General features: G+C 41.4%; 21 protein-coding genes. All 21 read right to left on the bottom strand.

What is annotated here, in order from left to right:
* Positions 1-13: 13 nt before the first annotated feature.
* The 21 genes from ACFSMW_RS04030 to ACFSMW_RS03930 all read right to left on the bottom strand — a co-directional run bounded on the left by ACFSMW_RS04030 (position 14) and on the right by ACFSMW_RS03930 (position 24,456).
* Positions 14-1,063 (bottom strand): aspartate-semialdehyde dehydrogenase, encoded by a 1,050-nt coding sequence (locus ACFSMW_RS04030; RefSeq protein WP_390353222.1) that lies wholly within the window; start codon positions 1,061-1,063, stop codon positions 14-16.
* Positions 1,064-1,152: 89 nt separating this feature from the next.
* On the bottom strand, positions 1,153-1,743 hold the full coding sequence (gene dpaB, locus ACFSMW_RS04025) for a dipicolinate synthase subunit B (protein WP_390353221.1): 591 nt from the start codon (positions 1,741-1,743) through the stop codon (positions 1,153-1,155).
* Entirely contained in the window at positions 1,740-2,627 is an 888-nt protein-coding gene (dpaA, locus tag ACFSMW_RS04020) for a dipicolinic acid synthetase subunit A (protein WP_390353916.1), read from the bottom strand. Before dpaA ends, dpaB begins: the two co-directional genes overlap by 4 nt.
* Positions 2,628-2,784: 157 nt before the next feature.
* Positions 2,785-3,018 carry a YlmC/YmxH family sporulation protein gene (locus tag ACFSMW_RS04015; RefSeq protein ID WP_390353219.1) on the bottom strand — a complete coding sequence of 78 codons (234 nt, stop codon included), beginning with the start codon at positions 3,016-3,018 and terminating at the stop codon, positions 2,785-2,787.
* A gap of 174 nt (positions 3,019-3,192) precedes the next feature.
* Entirely contained in the window at positions 3,193-4,413 is a 1,221-nt protein-coding gene (locus ACFSMW_RS04010) for a M16 family metallopeptidase (RefSeq protein ID WP_390353217.1), read from the bottom strand.
* A 28-nt stretch (positions 4,414-4,441) separates the two neighbouring features.
* Positions 4,442-5,392 carry a polysaccharide deacetylase family protein gene (locus ACFSMW_RS04005; RefSeq protein WP_390353215.1) on the bottom strand — a complete coding sequence of 317 codons (951 nt, stop codon included), beginning with the start codon at positions 5,390-5,392 and terminating at the stop codon, positions 4,442-4,444.
* 231 nt (positions 5,393-5,623) lie between these two features.
* On the bottom strand, positions 5,624-7,741 hold the full coding sequence (gene pnp / locus ACFSMW_RS04000) for a polyribonucleotide nucleotidyltransferase (RefSeq protein ID WP_390353213.1): 2,118 nt from the start codon (positions 7,739-7,741) through the stop codon (positions 5,624-5,626).
* A gap of 274 nt (positions 7,742-8,015) precedes the next feature.
* Positions 8,016-8,285, bottom strand: coding sequence for a 30S ribosomal protein S15 (gene rpsO, locus ACFSMW_RS03995; RefSeq protein ID WP_390353212.1), 270 nt, complete (start codon positions 8,283-8,285; stop codon positions 8,016-8,018).
* Between the two features lie 310 nt (positions 8,286-8,595).
* Complete coding sequence (locus tag ACFSMW_RS03990; protein WP_390353210.1) at positions 8,596-9,537, bottom strand: bifunctional riboflavin kinase/FAD synthetase; 942 nt, start codon at positions 9,535-9,537, stop codon at positions 8,596-8,598.
* A gap of 17 nt (positions 9,538-9,554) precedes the next feature.
* A complete protein-coding gene (gene truB, locus ACFSMW_RS03985) occupies positions 9,555-10,454 on the bottom strand; it encodes a tRNA pseudouridine(55) synthase TruB (RefSeq protein WP_390353209.1) in 900 nt (299 codons plus the stop codon).
* Between the two features lie 192 nt (positions 10,455-10,646).
* Entirely contained in the window at positions 10,647-10,988 is a 342-nt protein-coding gene (gene rbfA / locus ACFSMW_RS03980) for a 30S ribosome-binding factor RbfA (protein WP_390353915.1), read from the bottom strand.
* Between the two features lie 151 nt (positions 10,989-11,139).
* Positions 11,140-13,428 carry a translation initiation factor IF-2 gene (gene infB, locus ACFSMW_RS03975; RefSeq protein ID WP_390353207.1) on the bottom strand — a complete coding sequence of 763 codons (2,289 nt, stop codon included), beginning with the start codon at positions 13,426-13,428 and terminating at the stop codon, positions 11,140-11,142.
* Positions 13,429-13,448: 20 nt separating this feature from the next.
* On the bottom strand, positions 13,449-13,754 hold the full coding sequence (locus tag ACFSMW_RS03970; protein WP_390353206.1) for a L7Ae/L30e/S12e/Gadd45 family ribosomal protein: 306 nt from the start codon (positions 13,752-13,754) through the stop codon (positions 13,449-13,451).
* On the bottom strand, positions 13,747-14,019 hold the full coding sequence (rnpM, locus tag ACFSMW_RS03965; RefSeq protein ID WP_390353205.1) for an RNase P modulator RnpM: 273 nt from the start codon (positions 14,017-14,019) through the stop codon (positions 13,747-13,749). The genes ACFSMW_RS03970 and rnpM overlap by 8 nt, the downstream gene beginning before the upstream one ends.
* Positions 14,020-14,031: 12 nt before the next feature.
* Entirely contained in the window at positions 14,032-15,123 is a 1,092-nt protein-coding gene (gene nusA / locus ACFSMW_RS03960; RefSeq protein ID WP_390353203.1) for a transcription termination factor NusA, read from the bottom strand.
* A 15-nt stretch (positions 15,124-15,138) separates the two neighbouring features.
* Entirely contained in the window at positions 15,139-15,609 is a 471-nt protein-coding gene (gene rimP, locus ACFSMW_RS03955) for a ribosome maturation factor RimP (protein WP_390353202.1), read from the bottom strand.
* A 347-nt stretch (positions 15,610-15,956) separates the two neighbouring features.
* Positions 15,957-16,814, bottom strand: coding sequence for an STAS domain-containing protein (locus tag ACFSMW_RS03950; RefSeq protein ID WP_390353200.1), 858 nt, complete (start codon positions 16,812-16,814; stop codon positions 15,957-15,959).
* Between the two features lie 241 nt (positions 16,815-17,055).
* Positions 17,056-21,342 carry a PolC-type DNA polymerase III gene (locus ACFSMW_RS03945; RefSeq protein ID WP_390353199.1) on the bottom strand — a complete coding sequence of 1,429 codons (4,287 nt, stop codon included), beginning with the start codon at positions 21,340-21,342 and terminating at the stop codon, positions 17,056-17,058.
* Between the two features lie 105 nt (positions 21,343-21,447).
* On the bottom strand, positions 21,448-22,707 hold the full coding sequence (gene rseP / locus ACFSMW_RS03940) for an RIP metalloprotease RseP (RefSeq protein ID WP_390353197.1): 1,260 nt from the start codon (positions 22,705-22,707) through the stop codon (positions 21,448-21,450).
* 178 nt (positions 22,708-22,885) lie between these two features.
* The gene (locus ACFSMW_RS03935) at positions 22,886-23,674 is read right to left on the bottom strand and encodes a phosphatidate cytidylyltransferase (protein ID WP_390353195.1); all 789 of its coding nucleotides are present in this window, start codon (positions 23,672-23,674) and stop codon (positions 22,886-22,888) included.
* A gap of 14 nt (positions 23,675-23,688) precedes the next feature.
* Complete coding sequence (locus tag ACFSMW_RS03930) at positions 23,689-24,456, bottom strand: isoprenyl transferase (RefSeq protein WP_390353193.1); 768 nt, start codon at positions 24,454-24,456, stop codon at positions 23,689-23,691.
* Between the last annotated feature and the right edge of the window lie 401 nt (positions 24,457-24,857).

The raw sequence follows: 24,857 nt of genomic DNA, 5'->3' as shown, positions 1-24,857 counted from the left end.
CTACCTCAAAAGACTATGATAACAAATGATTTGCAGCCAATTGTTCAGCTATTTGCACAGTATTCCATGCCGCACCTTTCAATAAATTATCTGAGACAATCCAAAGATGAAAACCTTTTGATTCATCTAGATCCTTTCTGATGCGTCCTACAAATACTTCCTTCCTTCCTTCAGCGCTCAAAGGAGTAGGATAATCCTGTTCCGCAGGATTATCCTGAACGGTCACACCCGGAGCTTTCTCCAGTATTTCCCGAATATCCGCTGCGTTCAAACCTTCTTTTTCAACTTCTACATAAACACTTTCCGCATGGGAACGGAAAAACGGCAAACGCACACAGGTAGCTGCCACTTTCAACTCAGGAGCGTGCATTATTTTTTTTGTTTCATTAACCATTTTCATTTCTTCAAACGTATAGTCGTTTTCTCCAAAAACATCTATCTGGGGTAATGCATTGAATGCAATCGGATAATGTTTTTTATCCGATTTTACAGGCAATATGTCTGCCTGCATATCAGTCCCCTGTAAATAACTTTCAGATTGATTTTCAAGCTCTGTACAAGCAGTTGCGCCAGATCCGGAGACCGCCTGATAGGTTGAAACAATGATTCTGGACATGCCAAAGGCATCTTGTATGGGTTTTAAGGCTGCAACCATTTGAATGGTTGAACAATTTGGATTAGCGATAATGCCCTGATGTTTTTTCAGGTCGTTAGCATTCACTTCCGGCACAACTAATGGAACATTTTCGTCCATACGATATGCGCTGGTATTATCTACAACGACCGCTCCTCGTTTAACTGCTTCGGGAGCAAGCTGCTTGGAGATTGACCCGCCTGCTGAAAACAGTGCAATATCAATTCCTTTGAAACTTTCTGGAACAGCTTCTTCTATTTCAATCGTTTCTCCCTTGAAAGATACTTTTTTTCCCGCAGATCTCGCTGACGCCAACAGTTTCACAGATGCAAGCGGCATATCGGTTTCATGCAGCAATTCAATGATCCTTTCACCTACCGCTCCTGTAGCACCAACAACTGCAACATGATATCCTGGTTTTTCCCCCATTGAAATGGCTCCCTTCCCATACCATACTGTATATCTCTATACTTATCATAATGGATTCATTTTTTCATTTCTACATTATCATATCATTTTCATGATTGAAAGGGAATAAGGACAGGCTGAAGTTGGTTTCCATTCAAAGCGGATTCAATTGTTTCTGGCAGTAAAGTCATGTCGGATACAAGTGAATTCGGCTTTTTGACAGGATCATCCTGACCAAAAGGTATAAAATAAATCATTTTGCTCGCCATCAGCTTCATCAAATTGACGCCATTCAATCCCAAAGCATCATTGGTTGATATACCAAGCACAACAGGATTTTGATTCCTCATTGTCGCTTTGGCGGCCATCAAAGGTGGAGAATCTGTAATAGCGTTAGCGAGCCTGCTCATCGAATTCCCTGTTAGTGGAGCGATCACCATACAATCAAGCGGAGTGATCGGTCCCAGAGGTTCAGCGTCGGGAATCGTTGCAACAACCTCTTTGTTTGTGATCTCTTCAAGTCTTTTGATATGATCACTTGCTTTTCCAAATTTGGTATCTACATTTTTCACATTATAAGTCACCACGGGAACAACCTCCGCCCCCATGTTTATAAGCCTCTCCATTTCTGGAAATACTGCCTCATAGGTACAGTGAGAGGCTGTCAAACCGAAACCGATTCTTTTTCCATCCAAACTCATTGTTCGAACCCCTTCCTTTGCGATAATATTTGAATAATCACATCGGCCAATATCTTCCCTGCCGTTTTCGGTGCGACGACACCAGGCAGGCTTTCAGATAAGATAGCCTTGATTCCTCTGCGTTTTGCATAGTCAAAATCAGTGCCGCCTGGTTTCGATGCAAGATCAAATATCAAGGCATGATGCGGCAATTGTGAGATGGCTTCTTTATTGATCACTGGTGCAGGGATTGTATTGATCAAGATATCGCAATCTGCTGCAGCCTTTGCCAGTTCCTTCATTGTAATTGCAAACAAACCCATTTCATTGATTCTTGCTATATCATGTATGCTGCTGGCAGCTACGGATACCTTTGCTCCAAGCGCAGAGAATTTATTGGCCACCGTATGGCCAACTCTGCCAAAACCAGCAACAATGACCCTGGAGGAATGGATGGTATAATCTGTGTGTTCCATAGCCATCATGATTGTTCCCTCTGCCGTTGGAATAGAATTGTAAATGGCCACATCATCGCGATCTAACAGCGGAATGATTTGAGCTTTGGAGTTTTTTACCATACCATCCAAATCTTGATTTGAGATGCCTGTAAATACAGGGGTCGGTCTTTGGAATTTTTCAAACCAGTCTTTTGTCAAAACGATTTCTTCATCTGAAAAAACTGTCTCTACTTTTCCGCCTTTTTGTGTCCCTGTAATCGGCAGTACCACCACATCGATATCTTCGTGCTCCATTTCAGCAAATTCTACGTGCTGTACTCCGGTGAACCCTTGATCTAATTTATTGAAACCTGTCACTATCGTTTTCATATCTTCCAAAGTATTTAACTGTCGTATTAATTCGATATACCTGGCATCACCACCGATGATGGCAATCGTGTTTTCTATGACTCACACCTCCATGCTAAGCCTGAATATAAGTGTTTTCAGTACGTTTCCTTATAGCTTATGAAAAATCACCCAGAGAGTGCTTCCATTTTCCACACTGTTACTTTGACAGGCGAAAAAAAAGTGCCGGCAATAATCTGCCGGTCACCACGTGCTTTTATTCCATTTCCACCATGATCATGTCTTCCCCGATTTTTTTGATGTCCTCCCAATGAATTTTAACTTCTTCTCCTTCTTTTTTTAAGCCGAACCATTTATAACTGGGTACAATGAAAGCTTTGATCTGACCTGTACTGGGGTCTATTTCCAAATCCGTCTGTCCCAATACACCGAGCCTCATTCCTTGGGAAACATTGACTATTTCTTTACCGCTGATTTCATTGTAACGCATATATGTCCTCCTTCTAACAGTACACTTTGTATATTGTATGCGCGCAAAAGGGGAGGCATGTATGATCCATAATCTTAGAAAACCGATATTTGCTAAAGGGGCTATGAATAGCTGCTATACTGCAAAGCGAGGTATGTTATATTTTCATACGCAAAAAAAGTGACCCGGACGGGGTCACTGATTATCAGGCGCGATCAACGCTTCAGAATATTCACTTGAAAATACTTCTGCCAGTACATTTTTTATACTCTCGTGCGTCACTGCGTCTATTTCAGCGATCATGTCATCAAGTGTCTGATGTTTATTGAGAAGCAATTCGTTTTTTGCGTTTCGGCTCATATGGCTATTGGTACTTTCCATACTGAGCATCATACCACCTTTCAATTGCTCCTTGCTGTTCTTCAGTTCTTTGTCCGTCAGTCCATTTTCTGCCAATGAAGCAATGGTGTCCGCGACAGTCGTTCGCAACTTTGAAAGCTGATTTTTTCCAGTTCCGGCATAAATAGTGAGCAACCCGCTATTCAAAAAGGATGAATGATAAGAGAACACAGAATACGCTAATCCCTGTTTCTCTCTGACATCTTGGAAAAGTCTGGAGCTCATGCTTCCTCCCAGCACATTGTTAGCAATGATCAGACTGTACATATTATCAGCATCTACAGCCAGTCCTGGGTAACCCAGACAAAGATGAGCCTGTTCCGTTTCTTTTACGCGACTGATCCTGTCAGCGATAAAAGCCGGTTTTTCCACAATGTGCCGTTCACCTTCATATTGATAGCTGCCAAAATAATTGTCAATATCGTTTATAAATGCAGCAGGCACATTGCCGGCTACTGATACAACTATATTCTCTGGTTTATAATTATTATGAACATAAGCATGCAATGTGTCCGGATTGAATGTCTGCAGGTGTTCATCTGTACCCAATATCGGATAGCCTAATGCATGCTGACCATATGAAGCCCTTGCTAACAGATCATGAACTATATCATCCGGTGTATCTTCATACATTTTAATTTCTTCGGATACGACTTTTTTCTCACGTTCCATTTCAGCCTCATCAAAAGTCGAGTTAAAAAACATATCTGAAAGAATTTCAAGCGCATATTCTTTATGTGTGTCCAACACCCTGGCGTAAAAGCAAGTATATTCTTTGGAGGTGAATGCATTCACCTGCCCGCCGATCGAATCAAACGCCTCGGCAATGTCCTGGGGGCTGCGCGTTTTCGTCCCTTTAAAAAACATATGTTCTAAAAAATGTGAAATGCCATTATTTCGTTCGTTTTCGTTAATGGACCCGGTCAAAACCCATATCCCGATCGTCACAGATCGGACTGATTTTATTGGTTCTAAAACTACTCGGACGCCATTTTTACATTGATGTCTCTCTACCACAGTGTAACCTCCTAGAAGTGTGTCTCACTTACCGTTCCGTACTTAATAGTTTGTCAAGTGTTCCCAACTTATAATCCTTTGATTTAATCGATTTGATCAATGAATCCAACCCTCTGGCAACGGACGGAGTCGGATGCATCAAAATAGTTGCTCCCGGGTGTATATTCGTCATCACTCGATTCATCATAACAGAAACAGAAGGTTTCTTCCAATCAATCGTATCAACCGTCCACAGGATCGTTTCCATCTGGAGGTGATCGGCGATGTCGACCACTTGGTCCGAAAAACTTCCGCTCGGAGGGGCGAAGTAAGCAGGTTTTTGTTCTGTGATCGCTTCAATGATTTCATTGGTCTTTGCGATTTGATCTGTGATTTGCTGATTGGTCATCCTTGCCATATTGGGGTGGTTATATGCATGATTCCCTATCAAGTGCCCCTCTTTTGCAATCATTTTCGTGTATTCAGCATGTTCCTTAGCCCATTTCCCTTCTAAAAAGAAAGTTGCTCTTACGTTATTTTTCTTTAGGATTTTCAATATGTCCGGTATATACTCCGTCCCCCACGAAACATTGATCATCAGTGCGACCATGTTTTTCTCCGGATGACCCCTGTAAATCGGAGATGCCGGGAGACTTTCCAATGAAACTTTTGGTTTGACTTGGTCAAACACCAGCTTATTTTCATCGAACTCCTGATTTTCTTTCATCTCTTCATAAGACTTTCCTATATTCACTTTCAAACCATTGCGGCCAGGCGTTTTTTTCCAAACCCTGTCAATGTAAGCATCCTGTGGCGGCTTGTTATATTGTTCACTTCTTGATTTAATTTCTTGATATAGCGGATCCTCCTGTTTAATTGTCTCCATCCATTCCTGCTGTTTACTGCTATCATCAAGAAAAGGGTTGTATGAGTTATTCCAGGTGGTGATTACTAAGAATACGAAAATAATGATATGGATATATTTCATAAAATGATGCATATGCCTGTCCCTCCCTGACTCAAATATATGAATGCAACATCTTGGTTATGCTTTATTCAGGTATGAAGCAGTGAACAGAACAATATGCTAAAACGAAAATATCATAATATTAATTAACTCGAAAAATCCCCTCTTGATCCTGCCATACTATTTTATCCCGATTGACATCAACTGAGTATTTAAAAGCGGCCATAAAAAAAGAAACTGGAATGTTTACCAGCTTCTTATCTTTCACGCCTGTGTAGATTTTTCTTTAGCGGCTTGTTCATCTTTCAAAGCGGCTTTTCTTGACAAGTTGATTCGTCCTTGACGGTCGATTTCTTTCACTTTCACAAGAATTTCATCCCCGATTTTGACGACATCCTCCACTTTGTTTGTACGTTCTTCTTGTAGTTCGGAAATATGGACAAGTCCATCTTTTCCTTTGAACAATTCGACAAAAGCGCCAAATTTTTCAATCCGCTTCACGGTACCCATGAATATTTCTCCAACTTCTACTTCACGGACTATGTCCTCGATGATTTCTTTTGCTTTATTGTTCATAACCGTATCTGTTGAGGAAATGAACACATCACCATTTTGTTCAATATCGATTTTAACACCTGTTTCATCGATTATCTTATTGATTTGCTTACCGCTCGGACCAATGACATCCCGAATTTTATCCGGATTGATGTGCATTGTTAAAATCTTAGGAGCATATGCAGATAACTCTGTTCTTGGTTTTTCCAAAGTCTGCAGCATGGAATCCAGTATCTGCATACGGCCTTTTTTAGCTTGGCTTAATGCTTCTTCCAGGATTTCACGGGATAATCCATCGATTTTTATATCCATTTGCAATGCTGTGACACCTTTAGCTGTACCGGCGACTTTGAAATCCATATCTCCGAGGGCATCTTCCATTCCTTGGATATCGGTCAAAATCGTGTAATCTTCACCTGATTTGACCAGCCCCATTGCAATCCCTGCGACAGGCGCTTTAATAGGAATACCTGCGTCCATCATTGCCAATGTGCTTGCGCAAATGCTGGCCTGAGAAGTTGAACCATTGGATTCGAGCACTTCCGAGACAAGACGGATAGTATAAGGGAAGGCCTTTTCGGACGGAACAACTTTTTCAAGCGCACGTTCTCCTAATGCGCCATGGCCGATTTCCCTGCGTCCCGGCCCGCGCATCGGCCCGGTTTCACCGACACTGTATTGCGGAAAATTATAATGATGCATGAACCGTTTAGATTCTTCCAAATCCAAACCGTCTAATATTTGTACATCACCAAGTGCACCGAGTGTACAGATACTCAAAGCCTGGGTTTGCCCCCGGGTGAATAAACCTGAACCATGTGTTCTTGGCAGGATTCCCACACGTGAAGACAATGGCCGTATTTCATCAATTTTACGACCGTCCGGACGTACTTTTTCTTTTGTGATCAAGCGTCTTACTTCAGCTTTGACAAGTTTGTCCAAAATGTTTCCAATTAACTTGACTACCTGTTCGTCTTCATTTTCATATTTCTCAAGTACTGCATTTTTAACAGCTTTTATCGCTTCATCGCGAGCGTGTTTTTCTTTTACTTGAATTGCTTCAACCAATTTATCTTTGGCTTCCGCCTCTACTTTCGCCGTCAAATCTTCATCAGCAGCAAAAAGGGAAACTTCCATCTTTGGTTTTCCGACAGCCTGTACAATTTCATCCTGAAAAGCGATAAGGCGTTTGATTTCTTCGTGGCCGAACATGATCGCTTCCAGCATGTCTGCTTCTGGCACTTCCTCGGCCCCAGCCTCAACCATATTGATCGCATCTTTTGTACCGGCAACGGTCAAATCTATATCACTTTCCTCATGCTGTGCAATCGTAGGATTGATAATGAACTCCCCATTAACACGTCCTACATGGACACCGGCAATCGGTTCTGAAAATGGTATATCAGAAATACTTAAAGCTATCGAAGAACCTATCATAGCTGCAATTTCAGTGGAGCAATCCTGATCGACACTCATCACCGTACTTATTACTTGCACCTCGTTGCGGAATCCATCAGGGAACAGAGGTCTGATTGGCCTGTCAATCAATCGGGAAGAAAGGATCGCTTTCTCACTCGGGCGTCCCTCTCGTTTAATAAATCCTCCAGGAATTTTCCCTACTGCATAAAGTCTTTCTTCATAATTCACCGTCAAAGGAAAAAATGGCAGGTCTTTCGCCTCTTTGGAAGCTGTTGCAACAGACAGCACCGCTGAATCACCATATCTGATAAGGCAGGCGCCTCCTGCTTGTTTAGCAAGTTCTCCTGTTTCGACAGTGAATTTTCTCCCGGCTATTTCTGTGGAGAAAGTTTGCTTTTCGTCTGACATCTATTTAAAACTCCTTTCATGAAACATCCTATCCTTCATTTTATAGTTTATTGTTAGGAATGTAAATTTTATGTAGAAAAAAGATTGCTTTGAAGAAGTGCATCGGTGGTCGAAGGAACCGCACCTCCTCGGAAGCCGGTTATTCCCTCCACATGGAAATCATTGTCACGTCTCCTGCACACGCCTATCCATCAGGTTTATACTCGGCGGGCATTGTCAATTAGCTGCCTTGCGTTTAAACAAAAAAAGCAGGATTTCTCCTGCTTTTTCTAATTTATCGGCGCAGACCGAGTCTTTTGATCAATTCACGATAGCGGGCAACGTCTTTATTACGCAAGTAAGTAAGCAAGTTACGACGCTTACCAACCATTTTCATCAAACCGCGGCGTGAATGGTGATCTTTTTTATGAACGCGCAAATGTTCATTCAAAGTAGTGATTTCTTCAGTCAATACAGCAATCTGTACTTCCGGAGAACCTGTATCACTTTCATGTGTTTTGAACTCATTGATGATTTCGTTTTTACGTTCTTTTGTAATAGCCATTCGGCATACCTCCATTTGTTTATTTGCTAATCCCCTGCCTCCCAGCAATCGTCGGAGATACGAATTTGCCACGAGAAGGTTCTACGTGATTTATCGTACAACTTTTTAAGGTAAATTGCAAGCAATATTATTCACGCAACCATCCCGATGAAAATCATTTGGTTCTTCTTAGGAAGATTATCTCTGAATGAAACATGCTGTCTTGACCAGACACAAAAGAAGAAATAGATACCATGTCGATATGGATATCCCCCCCTTTCGGCAGATAGATTAAAACATAAAATCTGCCTGCTGCAAAAAGGGGTAATTATTATTCTGCCCGCAGCTTAAAATACCGGCGAATATTTTTTTCATCCACTTTCATCTGCTCTATGAGAGCATCAGCGGATTCGAATTTTTTTTCATCACGGATAAATTGATGCCATTGCACGATGAGCTCCTCACCATACAAATCATTATTGTAGTCGAATATATTCACTTCAAAAGATAAAGCCTCACCGTCGCTGAACGTCGGATTTGTGCCGAGGCTGGCCATGCCTTCATAAGTCTCGTTTTTATAAATGACTTTCACGGCATAAATCCCTGTCCTTGGAAATAATAAATTCGGGTCGACCTGTAAATTGGCTGTTGGAAAACCTAATTCTCTGCCCCGTTTTTCACCATCGATCACAGTGCCAAAGAACGATAAAGGTCTATTCAACAAATTATTCACGCCTGAAATATCACCATTTTTCATCAGCTCTCTGATTTTTGTTGAGCTGATTTTTTCGTTATCCAATTCCATCTTATCTATTACTGTGTAATCGAAGGAGCCTCTCGTTTGATCCTTGATCACTGTCATGTTTCCCGCACCTTTATGACCATATGTATAATCAAATCCAGCAACCAAATGCTTGATATGCAGGCCGATGATGAAATGGTCAATGAAATCTTGCGGAGATAACTGGGACAATTCCTTATTAAAAGTAATGATATATAACCTGTCCACGTTCATTTTTTGCAGAATAGCTTGTTTTTCACGAAGTGGTGTGATGTATTTCACGTCTTTTGCATTCCTTAGGACGACTGTAGGGTGGGGATGGAAAGTAACCACAGCACTTTCGCTATTATTTTCTTTGGCTTTCTTCACCGCAGTCTGTATCACCTTTTGATGTCCTTGGTGTATACCATCAAAAAAACCGATTGCCGCGACTGTTTCAGGCAGATCATCCACGCGCAAAGTATGTGGATAAGTTAATTCAATCGTTCTCATTTCTAACACCTGCACTTTCATTTTTCATTAAAAACACGTACTGGTTTTATTACATCGTCATGTTCCGGATGAATTTGGTATATAGCCAGGAGCTTATTTTCATACATGATTTTAAAGGGATCAGTATGCATTGCTTTCTTTGGTTCAGAAATTTTTTGGCCATGAAGCACCCGTTTTCTCATAGTTTCATCTGCTTCAAGCGTGTCTAAATGCTCCAGACCAGCTGCAATCGGCAATAGCATTGTCTGCAGCTCATTCGCGGCTGCCGCTTTCTCTAGCATATCAAATTGTACAGTATCTTTCTCAGAAAATGCTCCGGTTTTTGTCCGTACAAGGGAAGACATATGAGCGGGAAATCCGAGTGCTTCCCCTATATTGACGCACAGCGTTCTGATATATGTCCCCTTGGAGCAAACGATCTTGAGTGAAATATGATGGTCATCCATGTTTTCATCCAGAATCTGCCGCAACTCGTAAATATTTACTTTCCTTTTCGGGCGCTCTACAGGGATATTGTTCCTTGCATATTCATATAATTTTCTGCCATTGACCTTGACGGCTGAGTACATAGGAGGTATTTGGGTGATTTCTCCCTTGAATTTTTGGAGAGTCTTTTCTATTTCATCATAGGAAAACTGGCGGGTCATTTCTTTAAAAGCAATGACCTCTCCTTGGCTGTCTTCAGTATCCGTTGCAGTTCCCAAAGAAAGTTCTGCTATGTAGGTTTTTCTTGTGTCTGTCAGGAACGGGACAATCTTTGTCGCTTGGCCGATACAAATAGGCAGAACACCTTCCACCTCAGGGTCCAGTGTCCCTGTATGACCAACTTTTTTTGTCTGAGCCAGTTTTCTTATTTTCATCACACAGTCATGGGATGTCATCCCTTTGGGTTTCCATAGTGGCAAAATTCCGTCCACGCTGCTTCCTCCAATTCATATCATGTCATAATCAGATTTTATTTTCAAATCTAAAACAAAGGAATAAAAATTAAAAAAGACTGCAAAATCAAGAGCCAGGCCCCTTGCTGCAGCAACCGGGATCTGATTAAAAACCGGAATGCATCTCACGCGGCAAAAGGAGCCAGACACTTTTTTAAGCAATCTTTTTTGTTATTTATTTAAATCGCGCAATAGATTTTCAATACGGTTACCATATTCCAAAGCCTCATCGAATTCAAATGTGATCTCTGGTGTCTTTCGCAGACGAATGCGATGACCAATTTCAGAACGGATGAACCCTTTTGCTTTTGCGAGACCCAGCAATGTCTCTTTTTTTTCTTCATCATTTCCTAAAACGGAGATAAACACTTTTGCCTGCTGCAAATCACCAGTCACTTCGACATCCGTAACCGTTACAAAGCCAACCCTGGGATCTTTTATTTTTTTTGATAAAATATCACCGAGTTCCTTTTTCATTTGCTCCGCAACACGATTGGCACGTATATTATTCATCATTTTTCACCTCATCATGATACTGCCGCTGCATGAATGAAGACAGCTTTTTGAATAGTGAGGGGGGAATCAGCGGCAATTAGTTATTCAAATGAATATCCATGTCCCCTATCGTCCCCCTGCTTTGTGGCCCTTTCTTGCCGGAAAATGTTTATTTCCGCTCAATCTCTTCCATAATGAACGCTTCGACGATATCCCCTTCCTTGATATCATTGAAGTTTTTAATCGTCAATCCGCACTCATAGTTTTGAGCTACTTCCTTTACATCATCTTTAAAGCGCTTCAGTGTGTCGACTTCGCCTTCATAAAGGACAATACCGTCACGTATTAAACGAAGGCCTGAATCGCGTGTCAATTTTCCATCCGTTACATAGCAGCCTGCAATAGTACCGATTTTGGATACCTTGAATGTTTCTCTTACCTCTGCCTGACCAATTACTTTTTCCTGGTATTCAGGATCAAGCATCCCCTTCATCGCAGCTTCGATTTCCTCGATGGCTTTATATATTACTCTATGGAGACGGACATCCACCTGTTCGGAATCCGCAGCTTTTTTTGCATTGACATCAGGCCGGACATTAAAGCCGATAACGATTGCGTTTGAAGCGGAAGCAAGAATGATATCGGATTCTTTAATGGCACCCACACCTGTATGAATAATGTTGATTTTAACACCTTCAACATTGATCTTTCTCAGAGAAGCCGCCAGTGCTTCGACTGATCCCTGAACATCCGCTTTCACAATAATGTTTATTTCTTTCATTTGTCCTTGTTTGATTTGTTCAAACAAATCATCCAAGCTGACTTTATGCTGTTCGCTTCGGTTTTCTTGCACTGCTTTTGAATGGCGGGCTTCTCCGATCTGGCGGGATTTCTTCTCGTCATCAAATACAAGAAACTGGTCTCCTGCATGCGGCACTTCATTCAACCCAGTGATTTCTACTGGAGTCGAAGGGCCTGCTTCTTTCACTCTCTGACCAAGATCATTGACCATTGCTCTGACACGTCCGAACGTATTACCGACAACAAGAGAGTCTCCAACATGCAATGTTCCGTTTTGGACAAGTAATGTCGCGACAGAGCCTTTACCCTTATCCAATTCCGCTTCAATTACGGTGCCAAATGCATTTTTCCCCGGGTTAGCTTTCAGCTCTTCCACTTCGGCAACAAGCAGGATCATTTCAAGTAAATCATCGATACCTTCTCGCTTGATTGCAGACAGATTAACAAAAATCGTATTGCCTCCCCAGTCTTCCGGAATCAAATTGTGTTCCGTCAGCTCCTGCATGACCCGATCCGGATTTGCTGCTTCTTTGTCAATCTTATTCACGGCAACAATGATTGGTACTTCTGCGGCCTTCGCATGATTGATCGCTTCAATCGTTTGTGGCATGACACCATCATCAGCAGCCACAACCAAGATGGCAATATCTGTTATTTGGGCACCGCGGGAACGCATGCTGGTGAAAGCCGCGTGGCCAGGTGTATCCAGAAATGTGATTTTCTTTCCTTCCAGTTCAACTTGGTATGCCCCAATATGCTGCGTAATACCGCCGGCTTCACCTTCTGTCACTTTGGTATGCCTGATGGAGTCAAGCAATGTAGTTTTCCCGTGGTCGACATGACCCATAATAGTAACTACAGCAGGTCTTTCTATCAATTCGCTTTCTTTATCTTCAGTAATATACTTAACAAAATCGGTATCTTCCAATATGATTTCTTTTTCCACTTCCACGCCATATTCTGCACATATCAGTTCAATTGTGTCATCATCGAGATCCTGGTTTTTGTTTGCCATCACACCAAGAAACATCAACTTTTTAATGATTTCGGCAGCTTCCTTGTTTAATTTAGACGCAAGCTCGCTCACCGTCAATGTAGAACTATATTTAATTTCTTTAGGCATTTCTTTGACTACCGGTTTTTGAGGTGCCTGGTTCGTTCGATGCTGTTTACCCTGATTCCGGTTGTTTTGTTTATTATTTCGCTGTCCGGAAGGGCTTGTGCCGCGTCGGTTGTTCCCAGGTTTTCCAGGACGATGCTGATTCTTGTTTTGTCCTTGTTTGTTTTGATTGCGAGACGGTTGATTACGCTCTCCATTTTGCGGGTGGCTGGAGCCTGAATGTTGTTTATTTTTATTCGAATGGCTGCTGCCATGTTGGCCAGACGGGTTCCCTTGTTTTCCACTATCCTGCTTATGATCAGTTCCTTGGTTTTGTTTTGTTTTCATATGTTTATCCTTACTATGCTGTGCGCCATTGTTGTTTTTCTGTTTTTCTTTGCCCGAATTAAAAATCTTGTCCAGTCTATTTTTCGCGTTTTCCGAAATAGTCGACATATGGTTTGTAACCTCATAATCCATTTTTTTCAGCTGGTCGATCACTTCTTTGCTTGTTGTATTACTTTGTTTTGCATATTCATATACACGCATTTTACGCATATGTTCACCCCCAAAAGTATTTAATCAAATAAAGATTTGATTTTTGCGGCAAACCCTTCATCTAAAATTGCGATAGCTACCCTCTGCAGCTTTCCGATAGCATTGCCCAAGGCCTCTTTATCCTCATTAATAATGATATATGGCACTTCATACGTCTTGCATTTATCCGTCAATTTTTTTTTCGTCTGAGGGCCTGCATCACTTGCCAATATAAGAAGTTTTACGCGTCTTTTTCTTATATCCTTGATTATCGTATCTTCACCCGCTGAACATTGGCGTGCTCTATATGCTAAGCCGATAAGATTTAAATAGTTTCGTTTAAACATCGCCGTTCCCAATTAACGCTAAAAGCTCTGTATAAACTGTTTCAGGAATCTCGGCTTCCAAGTGCCGCCCCAGCACATTGTTTTCACGTGCCTTCCTGACTACTTCCTGATTCTTGGTGACGTATGCCCCACGGCCATTTTTTTTGCCTGTCGGGTCAACAGATACTTCACCATCTTTATTTCGCACGATTCGAATCAGTTCTTTCTTAGGCATCATTTCATTGGTAACAACACATTTGCGCATAGGTGTTTTTCTCTTTTTCATGGCAATCCCTCCTTATTCAAACAAATCTTCATCTTCTGCTGAATAAGTCTGTTCTTCGATGATCCCTTCCTCTATTGCCTGTGTTTCACTTTTAATATCGATTTTCCAGTTTGTTAATTTGGCAGCCAATCGCGCATTCTGCCCCCGTTTGCCAATAGCAAGCGAAAGCTGGTAATCAGGGACGATGACCGTGGTAGATTTTTCTTCCTCATCAACTAGCACATCGATTACCTTTGCCGGGCTGAGAGCATTCGATACATAGACGACCGGATCATCAGACCATTGCACGATATCTATTTTTTCACCTTTCAATTCGTTGACAATTGCTTGAACTCTTTGGCCTTTTTGCCCGACACAGGATCCGACAGGATCCACTTGAGGATCATCAGCGTAGACAGAAATCTTGGAACGGTCACCCGCCTCCCTGGCAACATTATTGATTTCTACAACCCCGTCGTAAATTTCCGGCACTTCCATTTCAAAAAGACGCTTCAGTAATCCCGGATGTGAACGAGATACATAAACCTGTGGCCCTTTGCTTGTATTTTCCACTTTGGTGACATACACCTTGATACGGTCGTGAATATTATATTCTTCGGTAGGCATCTGTTCCGCTTCAGGAAGCTTGGCCTCGATTTTACCAAGGTTGACATAGACAAAACGTGGGTCTTTTCGTTGAATGATACCGGTCATGACGTCATCCTCACGATCTGCATATTCATTGAAAATGACGCCTCTTTCTGCTTCACGAACCCTTTGGGTAACAACTTGCTTTGCTGCTTGAGCAGCAATTCTGCCAAAGTCCTTAGGGGTCACTTCCACCTCTATAACATCTTCCAACTCATACGTTGGACTGATTTCCTTAGCGTTTTCCAGTGAAATCTCCTGTTGCGGGTCTTCAATGTTCTCAACAACTGTTTTACGTGAAAAGACTCGCATTGTACCTTTTTCTTCATCCAAATCCACTCTGACATTGGAAGCTGATTTGAAATTTTTCTTATAAGCAGAAATCAATGCTGCTTCCAGTGCTTCAAGCAATATTTCTTTGTCGATATTTTTTTCTTTTGCTAATAATTCAATTGCATCGAACAGTTGACTGCTCACTTCTCATATCCCCCTTTAAAATACAACTGCGATTCTTGCTTTTGCAATTTTTTCGTATGGAATTTCAATTTGTTTTTTTCTAGTTTTATCAAGATAGTTTATCACAGCGATATTGTTTGTAAAAGATTGCAATGTACCTTGATACTCCTTACTTCCGCCAATCGGTTCATATAATTTAACATATACGTTTTTTTCAATGTTGCTGGCGAAATCTTCTTGTGTTTTCAGTGGACGTTCCGCTCCAGGTGAAGAAACTTCCAGGAAGTAAGGTTCCTTTATTGGATCAAGCTCATCCAGTTGCTGGCTCAACTCCTCAGACACATCTCCACATTCAGCGATATCAACACCGCCTTCTTTATCGATATAGACCCTTAAAAAATTATTTTTGCCTTCTTTGACATATTCGACATCAAAGAGTTCAAGTCCTTTTTTTTCAACGATTGGTGCTGCCAATTCTTTTGCAATGCTGATTACTTCCGAATCCAATAGCCTTCCTCCTTTTACTACATTGTCATCAGTATGGTTTCTGCCATTTGCAACCGAAAATGGACAAGTTTCCAAAAAACCTCTTATTATATTGTTCCCAACTCAAACTGCTAAAAACCTTCATTTCAGGCAGCCTTCATCCGAAATGAAGAAAATCGGTTTCCAAAGACCTAACAATTACAGCAGTCAATATAAAACCCTTGCCAAGTTCGGGCAAGGGAAAAAGATACGTCCAAAGACTTCGTTATGAAAAAAGAGTGGGTGAATACCCGCTCTTTCTTCATAACGTTCATAACAGATGTTATTAATGTACCATAATAATACATTGAAGGCAAGAAAAGTGAATTTCATCCATCAAGACGCTTCTTATCATGTTCTTTTTCAGTAAACATACTATCATAAAGAGCCTGCTGCAATGTCGCTCTTGTAGCCCCTTTGAAGTAATGAATATCCATTCTGATCATTTGCTGGACAATTTTGGGACGCAGTCCTGAAATGATGGGCTCACACCCCATCATCTTGACCGCCTCCATCAATCTGGAAAAATAATCGATGGACTCAGGAGCAGTCTCTGCAATCCCGGAAAGGTCCATAATCAACGTACGCACTTTTGATTTGCCTATTTCCATTAATACTTTTTCTTCAATGATCCGGGCACGCTGATCATCCAATGTACCAATTAATGGAAGAATGAATATCGTGTCTGTAATTGGTATAATCGGAGCGGAAAGATTATCCACCATCTTACGTTGTTTTTCAATTAATTCATCCTTACATGTCGAATAGCTGAGGAAGAATCCATTAATAAACAGATCTATCATATCATCAATTTTTCCATGCATAATAAAAAAATCTTCATTCGACCATGAGCGGTTGTTCCTGTTTACATATTCCTTAATAAACTGCCAAAATGTTCTTCTTATCGCTTGGATCCATTCCAACTTGAATGCCAGTGTCAACTTGTTCTCCGCCCAAATTATTCCTTCTTGTCCAGCAAATTCATGAATGGAAGTGGTATCCTCTTCGACTATATATCCAACAAGCCTATTCGCGTTATTCAATAAATTAATATTGCCCACTGCATCAATCTCTTTTATTTTATCGCGCACGTTCTCTGCTTGCTTTAATAAATTCTCCTCAAATCGTCCCGAATTTTCCTTTAAAAATTGCAATATATCTTCTTTGTTTTCTTTCAATATATCCAAAATGAAGCGCCCCCGTATGACAAAATTTTTCATGAAATTTCGCAATACACATTATATCATAAGTGTTTATGCATCCAAAATGAAGATGCGAAATGTCCTGCAACATGATCAGTTTATCAGAAAGCTGGCAATTTCCGTAAATATGGTAAATACTTTGTTGCCCTATCCAACAAGAGAGATTTATTTATTCCATTACCAAAAACCGATTAGCCTGCAACATACCTGCAAGCTAATCGGTTTATTAAAATAGTGACAGTTGATTTTTTTCTGCCATCCCAGTCAGGCAACCATGGTGGTCCAGATATTCCAACACCGTTTTGGAGATTTTACTTCTCTCACGAAGATCCTCTTTAGATAAAAATTCTCCGTTTTCCCTTGCTTTGACGATATTGATAGCTGCGTTTGTTCCTAACCCATCCACAGCGTTGAATGGGGGAATCAGCTTGTCGCCGTCTACAATAAACTCGGTGGCACTAGATTTATAAAGATCGACCTTGGCAAAACCGAATCCTCGCTGGCACATTTCCAGCGATATTTCTAAAACGGTGAGCAAACTTTTCTCTTTCGGCGGGGCATCATTTCCTTTTGCTGTTATTTCAGCTATTCTTTTACGTATTGCGTCAGGCCCTTTTATCATTGTGTCCAATTCAAAGTCATCGGCGCGTACGGTGAAATAAGCTGCGTAAAACAAAATGGGATGATGTACTTTAAAGTATGCGATCCGGATAGCCATCAGTACATACGCAGCAGCATGGGCTTTCGGGAACATATACTTGATTTTTTTACATGACTCGATGTACCACCCTGGGACATTATGCTTTGTCATTTCCGTGATCCATTCATCCTGCAAACCTTTACCTTTACGAACCGATTCCATGATTTTAAACGCCAGGGAAGCATCAAGGCCCTTGTGCATCAAATAAACCATGATATCATCACGGCAGCCAATAACATCAGGCAGTTTACATATACCATCATTGATTAATTCCTGTGCATTCCCCAACCACACATCGGTCCCGTGGGACAATCCGGAAATGATGACTAATTCCGCAAATGTCGTTGGTTTAGTATCCTCAAGCATTTGTCTTACAAATTTTGTACCGAACTCTGGTACGCCAAGTGTACCTGTATGGCAATCGATTTGTTCGGGGGTAACTCCAAGTGATTCAGTGCCGGCAAATATTTTCATTACTTCCGCATCATCCGTCGGAATCGTCTTTGGATCGATACCGCTTAAGTCCTGCAGCATTCTGATTACAGTGGGATCATCGTGTCCAAGTATGTCAAGCTTCAACAGGTTATCGTGAATGGAGTGGAAATCAAAATGGGTTGTTCGCCACTCACTATTCCGGTCATCGGCTGGAAACTGAATAGGTGTGAAATCAAAAATTTCGAGTTCAGAAGGCACGACAATGATGCCCCCCGGATGCTGTCCTGTTGTTCGCTTGACTCCAGTGCATCCTTGCACAAGTCTGTCTACTTCGGCGTTTTTATATACAAGCTGGTTATCAGAAGCGTATCCTTTCACATATCCATAAGCGGTTTTTTCAGCTATTGTTCCAATCGTTCCAGCGCGGTATACATTATCTTCGCCAAATAACACTTTTGTATAGTCATGCGCCTGAGGCTGATAATCACCGGAAAAATTCAAATCAATGTCCGGCACTTTATCTCCTTTGAATCCCAAAAAAGTCTCAAAGGGGATATCCTGACCATCCTTCTTGTAAGGGATGTTGCAGTCAGGACACTTTTTATCAGGTAAATCAAATCCGCTGCCATAGGATCCGTCCGTAATAAATTCACTATGATGACATTGCTCACACACATAATGTGGCGGGAGAGGATTCACCTCAGTGATTTCTGTCATCGTCGCAACAAGTGAAGAGCCTACCGAACCGCGGGACCCTACCAAATAACCATCATCCAGTGATTTTTTCACCAATTTATGCGCGATCAGATAAATGACTGCAAACCCGTGTCCGATAATACTGGCCAATTCTTTTTCTAATCGATCGATAACGATCTGCGGGATGTCTTCTCCGTAAATCTTAGCTGCTCGGTCATAGCTTAAATTGCGGATTTCATCTTCTGCACCTTCTATGGTAGGTGTGAAAAGATCATCCTTGACAGGAGAAATCTCTTCTATTTGATCAGCAAGTGCTCTTGTATTGTCAACTACTATAGCCCTTGCCTTTTCTTCCCCAAGGAACTGGAAACAATCAAGCATTTCGTTTGTTGTCCGAAAAGGTGTATCAGGCAATCTGTGGCGATTCAATGGATTTCCGGCCTGCGAAGCAATCAATATTTTCCGATAGAGCTTCTCATGTTTTTCAACGTAATGAACATTACCTGTAGCAACGACAGGTTTGTCCATTTTCTCTCCCAATGCGACCAATTTACGGATAATATCTAAAATCTGTGATTCATTTGAAACAAGCTCTTTATCAAGCAGATGAACATAATTAGCCGGAGGCTGCACTTCGATATAATCGTAAAATTCAGCAACTTTTTCGGCTTCATCCGCGGATTTTTGCATCATGGTTTCAAAAATTTCACCTTGGTCACAAGCCGATCCGATAATGATTCCTTCCCGATATTTTTTTAAAAGCGAGCGCGGGATACGTGGCACTCTGTAAAAATACTGAACATGAGCCAGGGATACCAGCTTGTACAGATTTTTCAAGCCTTCCTGCGTTTTAGCGATCATTGTTGCATGAAAAGGGCGTGACCGTTGGTATGCGTTCCCCTCTCCCATATGATTGTTCAATTGCTTATGATTAGTGATTTCCTTTTTAAAGACCAGTTGCATCAGCTTCCATAATAAATAACCTGTCGCCTCAGCGTCGTATATGGCTCTGTGGTGCTGTGTCAATTCAATATCCAGTTTCTTACATAGCGTGTTCAAACGATGATTTTTCATTTCAGGGAACAAGAATCTTGCCAGCTCCAAGGTATCGACAACCGGGTTACTGACTTTCCCCATATCAATGCGCTGATACCCCTGATTTAAAAAGCCGATATCAAAACTCGCATTATGAGCGACGAGAATATCTTCACCGGTCCATTCGTAAAAATCTTTTAATACATCACCAATTTCAGGTGCGTCACTTACCATCTCATCTGTGATACCTGTAAGGTCAATTGTTGTCTGGGAGAGGGGGTGATGTGGGTTGGCGAATGATTCAAACCGATCGACAATCTCTCCTTTGTGCACTTTAACGGCTGCCAGTTCGATAATGGTATCATATACGGCCGACAAACCAGTTGTTTCCACGTCAAACACCACGTAAGTTCCGTTTTCTAAATCAACATCCTTGTCATTATAAGCGATCGGCACACCGTCATCTACAAGGTTCACTTCCACACCATAGAGTATTTTGACACCATGCTTTTTCCCGGCAGCATAGGCTTCAGGAAAAGATTGAACACCTGCATGGTCCGTTACTGCCATTGCAGGGTGCCCCCATTTTGCCGCTTGTTCTATCAATCTGGAAGCAGATACGACGGCATCTAATTGACTCATTGTTGTATGGGCATGCAGCTCTACTCTTTTTTCGTCTTCAGGTGCGGTGTCTTGCCGCGTCTCTACCTGTACCTCACAGATGTCATTCGCCATCATTGCAAGTTCATTCGTATACATATCTGTTTGGATGCTTCCACGTGCTTTAATCCACATTCCTTTTTTCAACTGCTCAAACATTTTCGCATCATCATCGCCTCTGGAAAACATTTTAATTTGCAATGAATCTGTATAGTCCGTTGCTTTAGCAATCAACAGACTTCTTCCAGAACGCAACTTGCGAATTTCCACAAGAAAAACATACCCCTGCACTGTTACACGTCTTTCTTCTTCCAGAATATTCTCCATTGGGATCGCGTCATCCTGAATGGCGTATCCCAGCACAAACGGTTTATTATCTTCATCATTTTGTCTGTTCTGATCCCGTTTTTCTTTTTCCTGGATCGTTTTGATCACAAGCTGCTGATCTTCAGCTGCTGTTTGTTCTTTAAATTTCTGGATCTCATCCAATTTATTTTCAACTTCTACTTCCAGCATATATAGCGGCGCTCCAATACGTTTGCAATAAGTTTGGAATCCATCTTCCAAACGTTTTTTCAATGAAGTAGCCTCCGCTTCATTTCTTGCCTTCAGGCAGAACTTTTGATTACTGATTTGTGGTGTTTGATTTAACACAAGATCTTTGTATGCTGGCGAGATCTGGTACGTATGTAGAAAAAGTTGCCAATAAGAACGGATAACGTCTGCATCACAATCTTTTTCTTCTGTGTGTATTGTCATATCGACTTTTGCAAACTGGCTGAATTTTTCCTGAAGCTTTGCTGTCATGATTTGATAAATTGCAGAAGGCAGCACCTGCTTTAACTGGATATGAAAATGCCATAACTTTTCATGTTTGTACAATTCCAGTTTTAACAGTTTACTATCCGCAAAATAGGACAAGTGTTCCTGCGGTATTTCCAATTGCTCCAACAACACTTGCATTTTTTCTTTTTGTGAAATATCCATTTTTTCGCATCTCCCTCTACAGGATATTCGATATAAGATCAATGCACGGACCCCTGCCACAATTCTGACAAGGGTCCATTTTTGCAAATTCACTTAGATGAAGCTCTATAGAAATAATCTTTGTATGTCATTCCATGTTACGATAATCATCAGCAGCATTAACAATGCAAAGCCGACAAAATGCACAATGCCTTCTTTTTGCGGGTCAATAGGCTTGCCTCTGACCGCCTCAATCCCAACGAAAAGTAAACGCCCACCGTCAAGTGCCGGCAATGGGACCAGATTGACTATCCCCAGGTTGATACTAAGCATTGCTGTCCACATAAGGAAATTCATAAATCCGGTCTGTACGATTTGGTCAGTAGCATCATAAATTCCAACAGGTCCTGAAAGCATATCAATGGAATATTGGCCGGTTACCAGCTTAAACAGATTTGTCAAAATCATTTTCGTGGTATCGAAGGTTTGTAAAAACCCGTATTGTACCGTTTTTATGATAGATTTCTCGAAAGTTCCGGTAACCCCAGCTTGACCGAACTCTTCCCCTTCAGATTCCAGCTTTTTAGGGACCAGCTGCAGTTCCTTCGTTTGCTCGCCTCGTTTAACGACCAAGCTCAATTCTTTACCAGGATTTCTTTGGACGATGGTCCTGAATTCATCCCAAGAAGAAACTGTTTTGCCATCAATCTGGAGTACTCTGTCTCCTGAATGCATCCCCGCTTGTGCAGCAGCACTGTCTGCCTGGATATCCTGGACTATCGGTTTGTCAGAAGGAACACCTTGTACTAAGCCAATGATGAAGAAAATAACAATCGCCAGGACAAAGTTCATCATGGGTCCCGCAAAAAGCTGCATTGCTCGTTGACCTACAGATTTTGAAGCGAATTGTCTGTCGTAAGGGGCGATTTGTGTTTCTTTTTCATCCATGATGAAAAACGCTTTACGATCCACATCAAAACTTAACAGATTATCAGGATCGTCCGGCTCATAGCCGTCAATACGCAACTGATGATCCAAATCTACATGTGATACCTCAACGACCCTTGCCTCCGGATGTTTTTCTTTATTGTTTACAATGATTTTATCGACTTTGCCTTCATGATTGAATTCCAGACCAACATGATGGCCGGGCTTTAATTCAATGATTTCGGGATCTTCCCCCGCAACTCTGACATAGCCGCCTATTGGCAATAAGCGTATTGTATATAGCGTCTCGTTTTTGGTAAACGAAAATATTTTTGGTCCGAAGCCAATAGCAAATTCACGTGCCAGCATCCCTGCCCGCTTAGCGAAAATCAAGTGACCGAATTCATGAATGAAAACAAGCAGACCAAACATCAATATAAACGCGATTACTGTATTCAAATGAGCACCTTCCTTTTAAAGGATTGTTTTAACAACCAAGGTCATACCGCTTGCCATATAACGTTTGAAACACTGTAAGCTCTATATGAATGTGAAACAGGTCCATTTTCAAAACCACTTCCATATTTTCATTATATATATTATCCAAACAAATTCAAACAAGCAGTGCTTGGCCAATTCATCCGATAAAATGAATCAGATGCAATACAGGAAACACAAACAATACACTGTCAAGCCGATCGAGTATCCCGCCATGGCCCGGCAATAAATTTCCTGAATCTTTTACGCCAAAATATCTTTTAAAAGCCGATTCTACCAGATCTCCCATCTGCCCTACAATAGATATAAGGATGGCTGTTCCAGCAATTGCAAGGAAGCCGTAATGGAATGGATGAATCATTTGGAAAACTAAACCGACCACACACGCAAGCAAGATGCCACCAAGTGCGCCTTCAATCGTCTTATTTGGGCTGATTTCCGGCCAAAGTTTGTTTTTTCCTATCGCCTTGCCTACAAAATATGCGCCCGTGTCTGTTGCCCAAACGATGAATAATACAAGGAACACGGTTGCTAGCCCCTCATCTCCTGACTGTGTCCGTGCTTCCATGAAATAATAAAATCCCATGGCTACATAGACCATTGCAAGCATCACAAATCCAGCATCTTCCATTGTGAATTTATTTTTCGATAATACTGTATACGTTAAAAGTAGTAGTGAAAACAACACAATCCATTCTGATTTTGTAAAAACGAAATGCGTGGAACCGGGTAAAAGCGCTATCCAGAGAAAAGCGAATCCGGTAATTCCAGGTAATGATAAAACCGGCAATCTTTTCATCCGCATGAGTTCGAATAGTCCGATGGTAGCCAGAAAATAAACGAATAAAATGAACGGCCAGTGACCATATAATACGAATGGAATGAACACAATCATAGCCAAAATTGCCGTAATAATACGCTGTTTCATGAAATTGTCACCTCTTACACGCTGCCAAAGCGCCTTTTTCTTTGTTGGTAGGCCTGTATGGCCTGCATGAACACTTCTTCATCGAAATCCGGCCAAAAAACTTCCGTGAACCAGAATTCTGAATAAGCGCATTGCCAGAGCATGAAATTACTAATTCTTTTCTCGCCGCTTGTCCTGATAAGCAAATCCGGCTCAGACATTCCATTTGTATAGAGATAGCTGCCAAATACACTTTCATCTACATCCGCAATGGAAAGCTCGTCTTTCTTAATATCCTCGGCCATTTTTTTGGCTGCTTGCATAATATCGAGACGCCCGCCATAATTCAAGGCGAAATTTAGCAGCAGCCCATCATTATCTTTTGTCTTTTCCACTGCATTCCATACAGCTTTTTTTGTATGGTCAGGCAATTGTTCAAAATTACCTACTGTTTCTACACGGACATTTCTCTCCATCAGTTCAGGCAAATATTTATGAAAAAACTGTTTTGGCATCCGCATGAGAAAATCAACTTCTGTTTTTGATCTCTGCCAATTTTCTGTTGAAAAGGCAAATAAGGTCAGTGCGGAAATATGTAATTTATCAGCTGCCCGAACAACTTTTTGCACCGCCCCAACGCCTTCCTTATGTCCGGCTACTCTCGGCAAACCGCGTTTATTGGCCCATCGTCCGTTGCCATCCATGATAATTGCGACGTGTTCAGGTATATTTTGCTGTTCAATACGTTTTTTATCTGGTATTTGCTTATCTTTAAATTTTAAAAAAGGAAGTTTTATAGACATATTCGTCCTCCGAAATACTTGTTGCGTATATATAATATAATCATATGGATTTCTTTGATTGGTTATGATGATTCAATTACTGAACTACCATTATAACATCAAAACATGGATGAATAATAGCGTATGTTCTAAAAGTGCATTAAAAAATTACATACATTGACTATTAGAGCTTTTTACAAAAAACTACAGACTGTATGCCAATGCAGTCATCCTTGTCAATGTTCCATCAGCGCTTAAAAACAAACGAATGTTAAACCGCAGATTTACGGAAGGATATGATACTGCCAAGGGAAGTGCACGGAGACTGTCCGGACACTGCAGGCCTCGATGAGTCCTCAGCACGATAGCTCAAGGAGACGCATTAACAACCCGAGAAAATGAACAAACCAATCTCCGGAAAT

It is taken from the genome of Tigheibacillus halophilus, from assembly GCF_042683165.1.
Lineage (GTDB): Bacteria > Bacillota > Bacilli > Bacillales > Amphibacillaceae > Tigheibacillus > Tigheibacillus halophilus.
The sequence above is the reverse complement of the archived record's forward strand: the minus strand, read 5'-3'. Positions and strand labels throughout refer to the sequence as shown.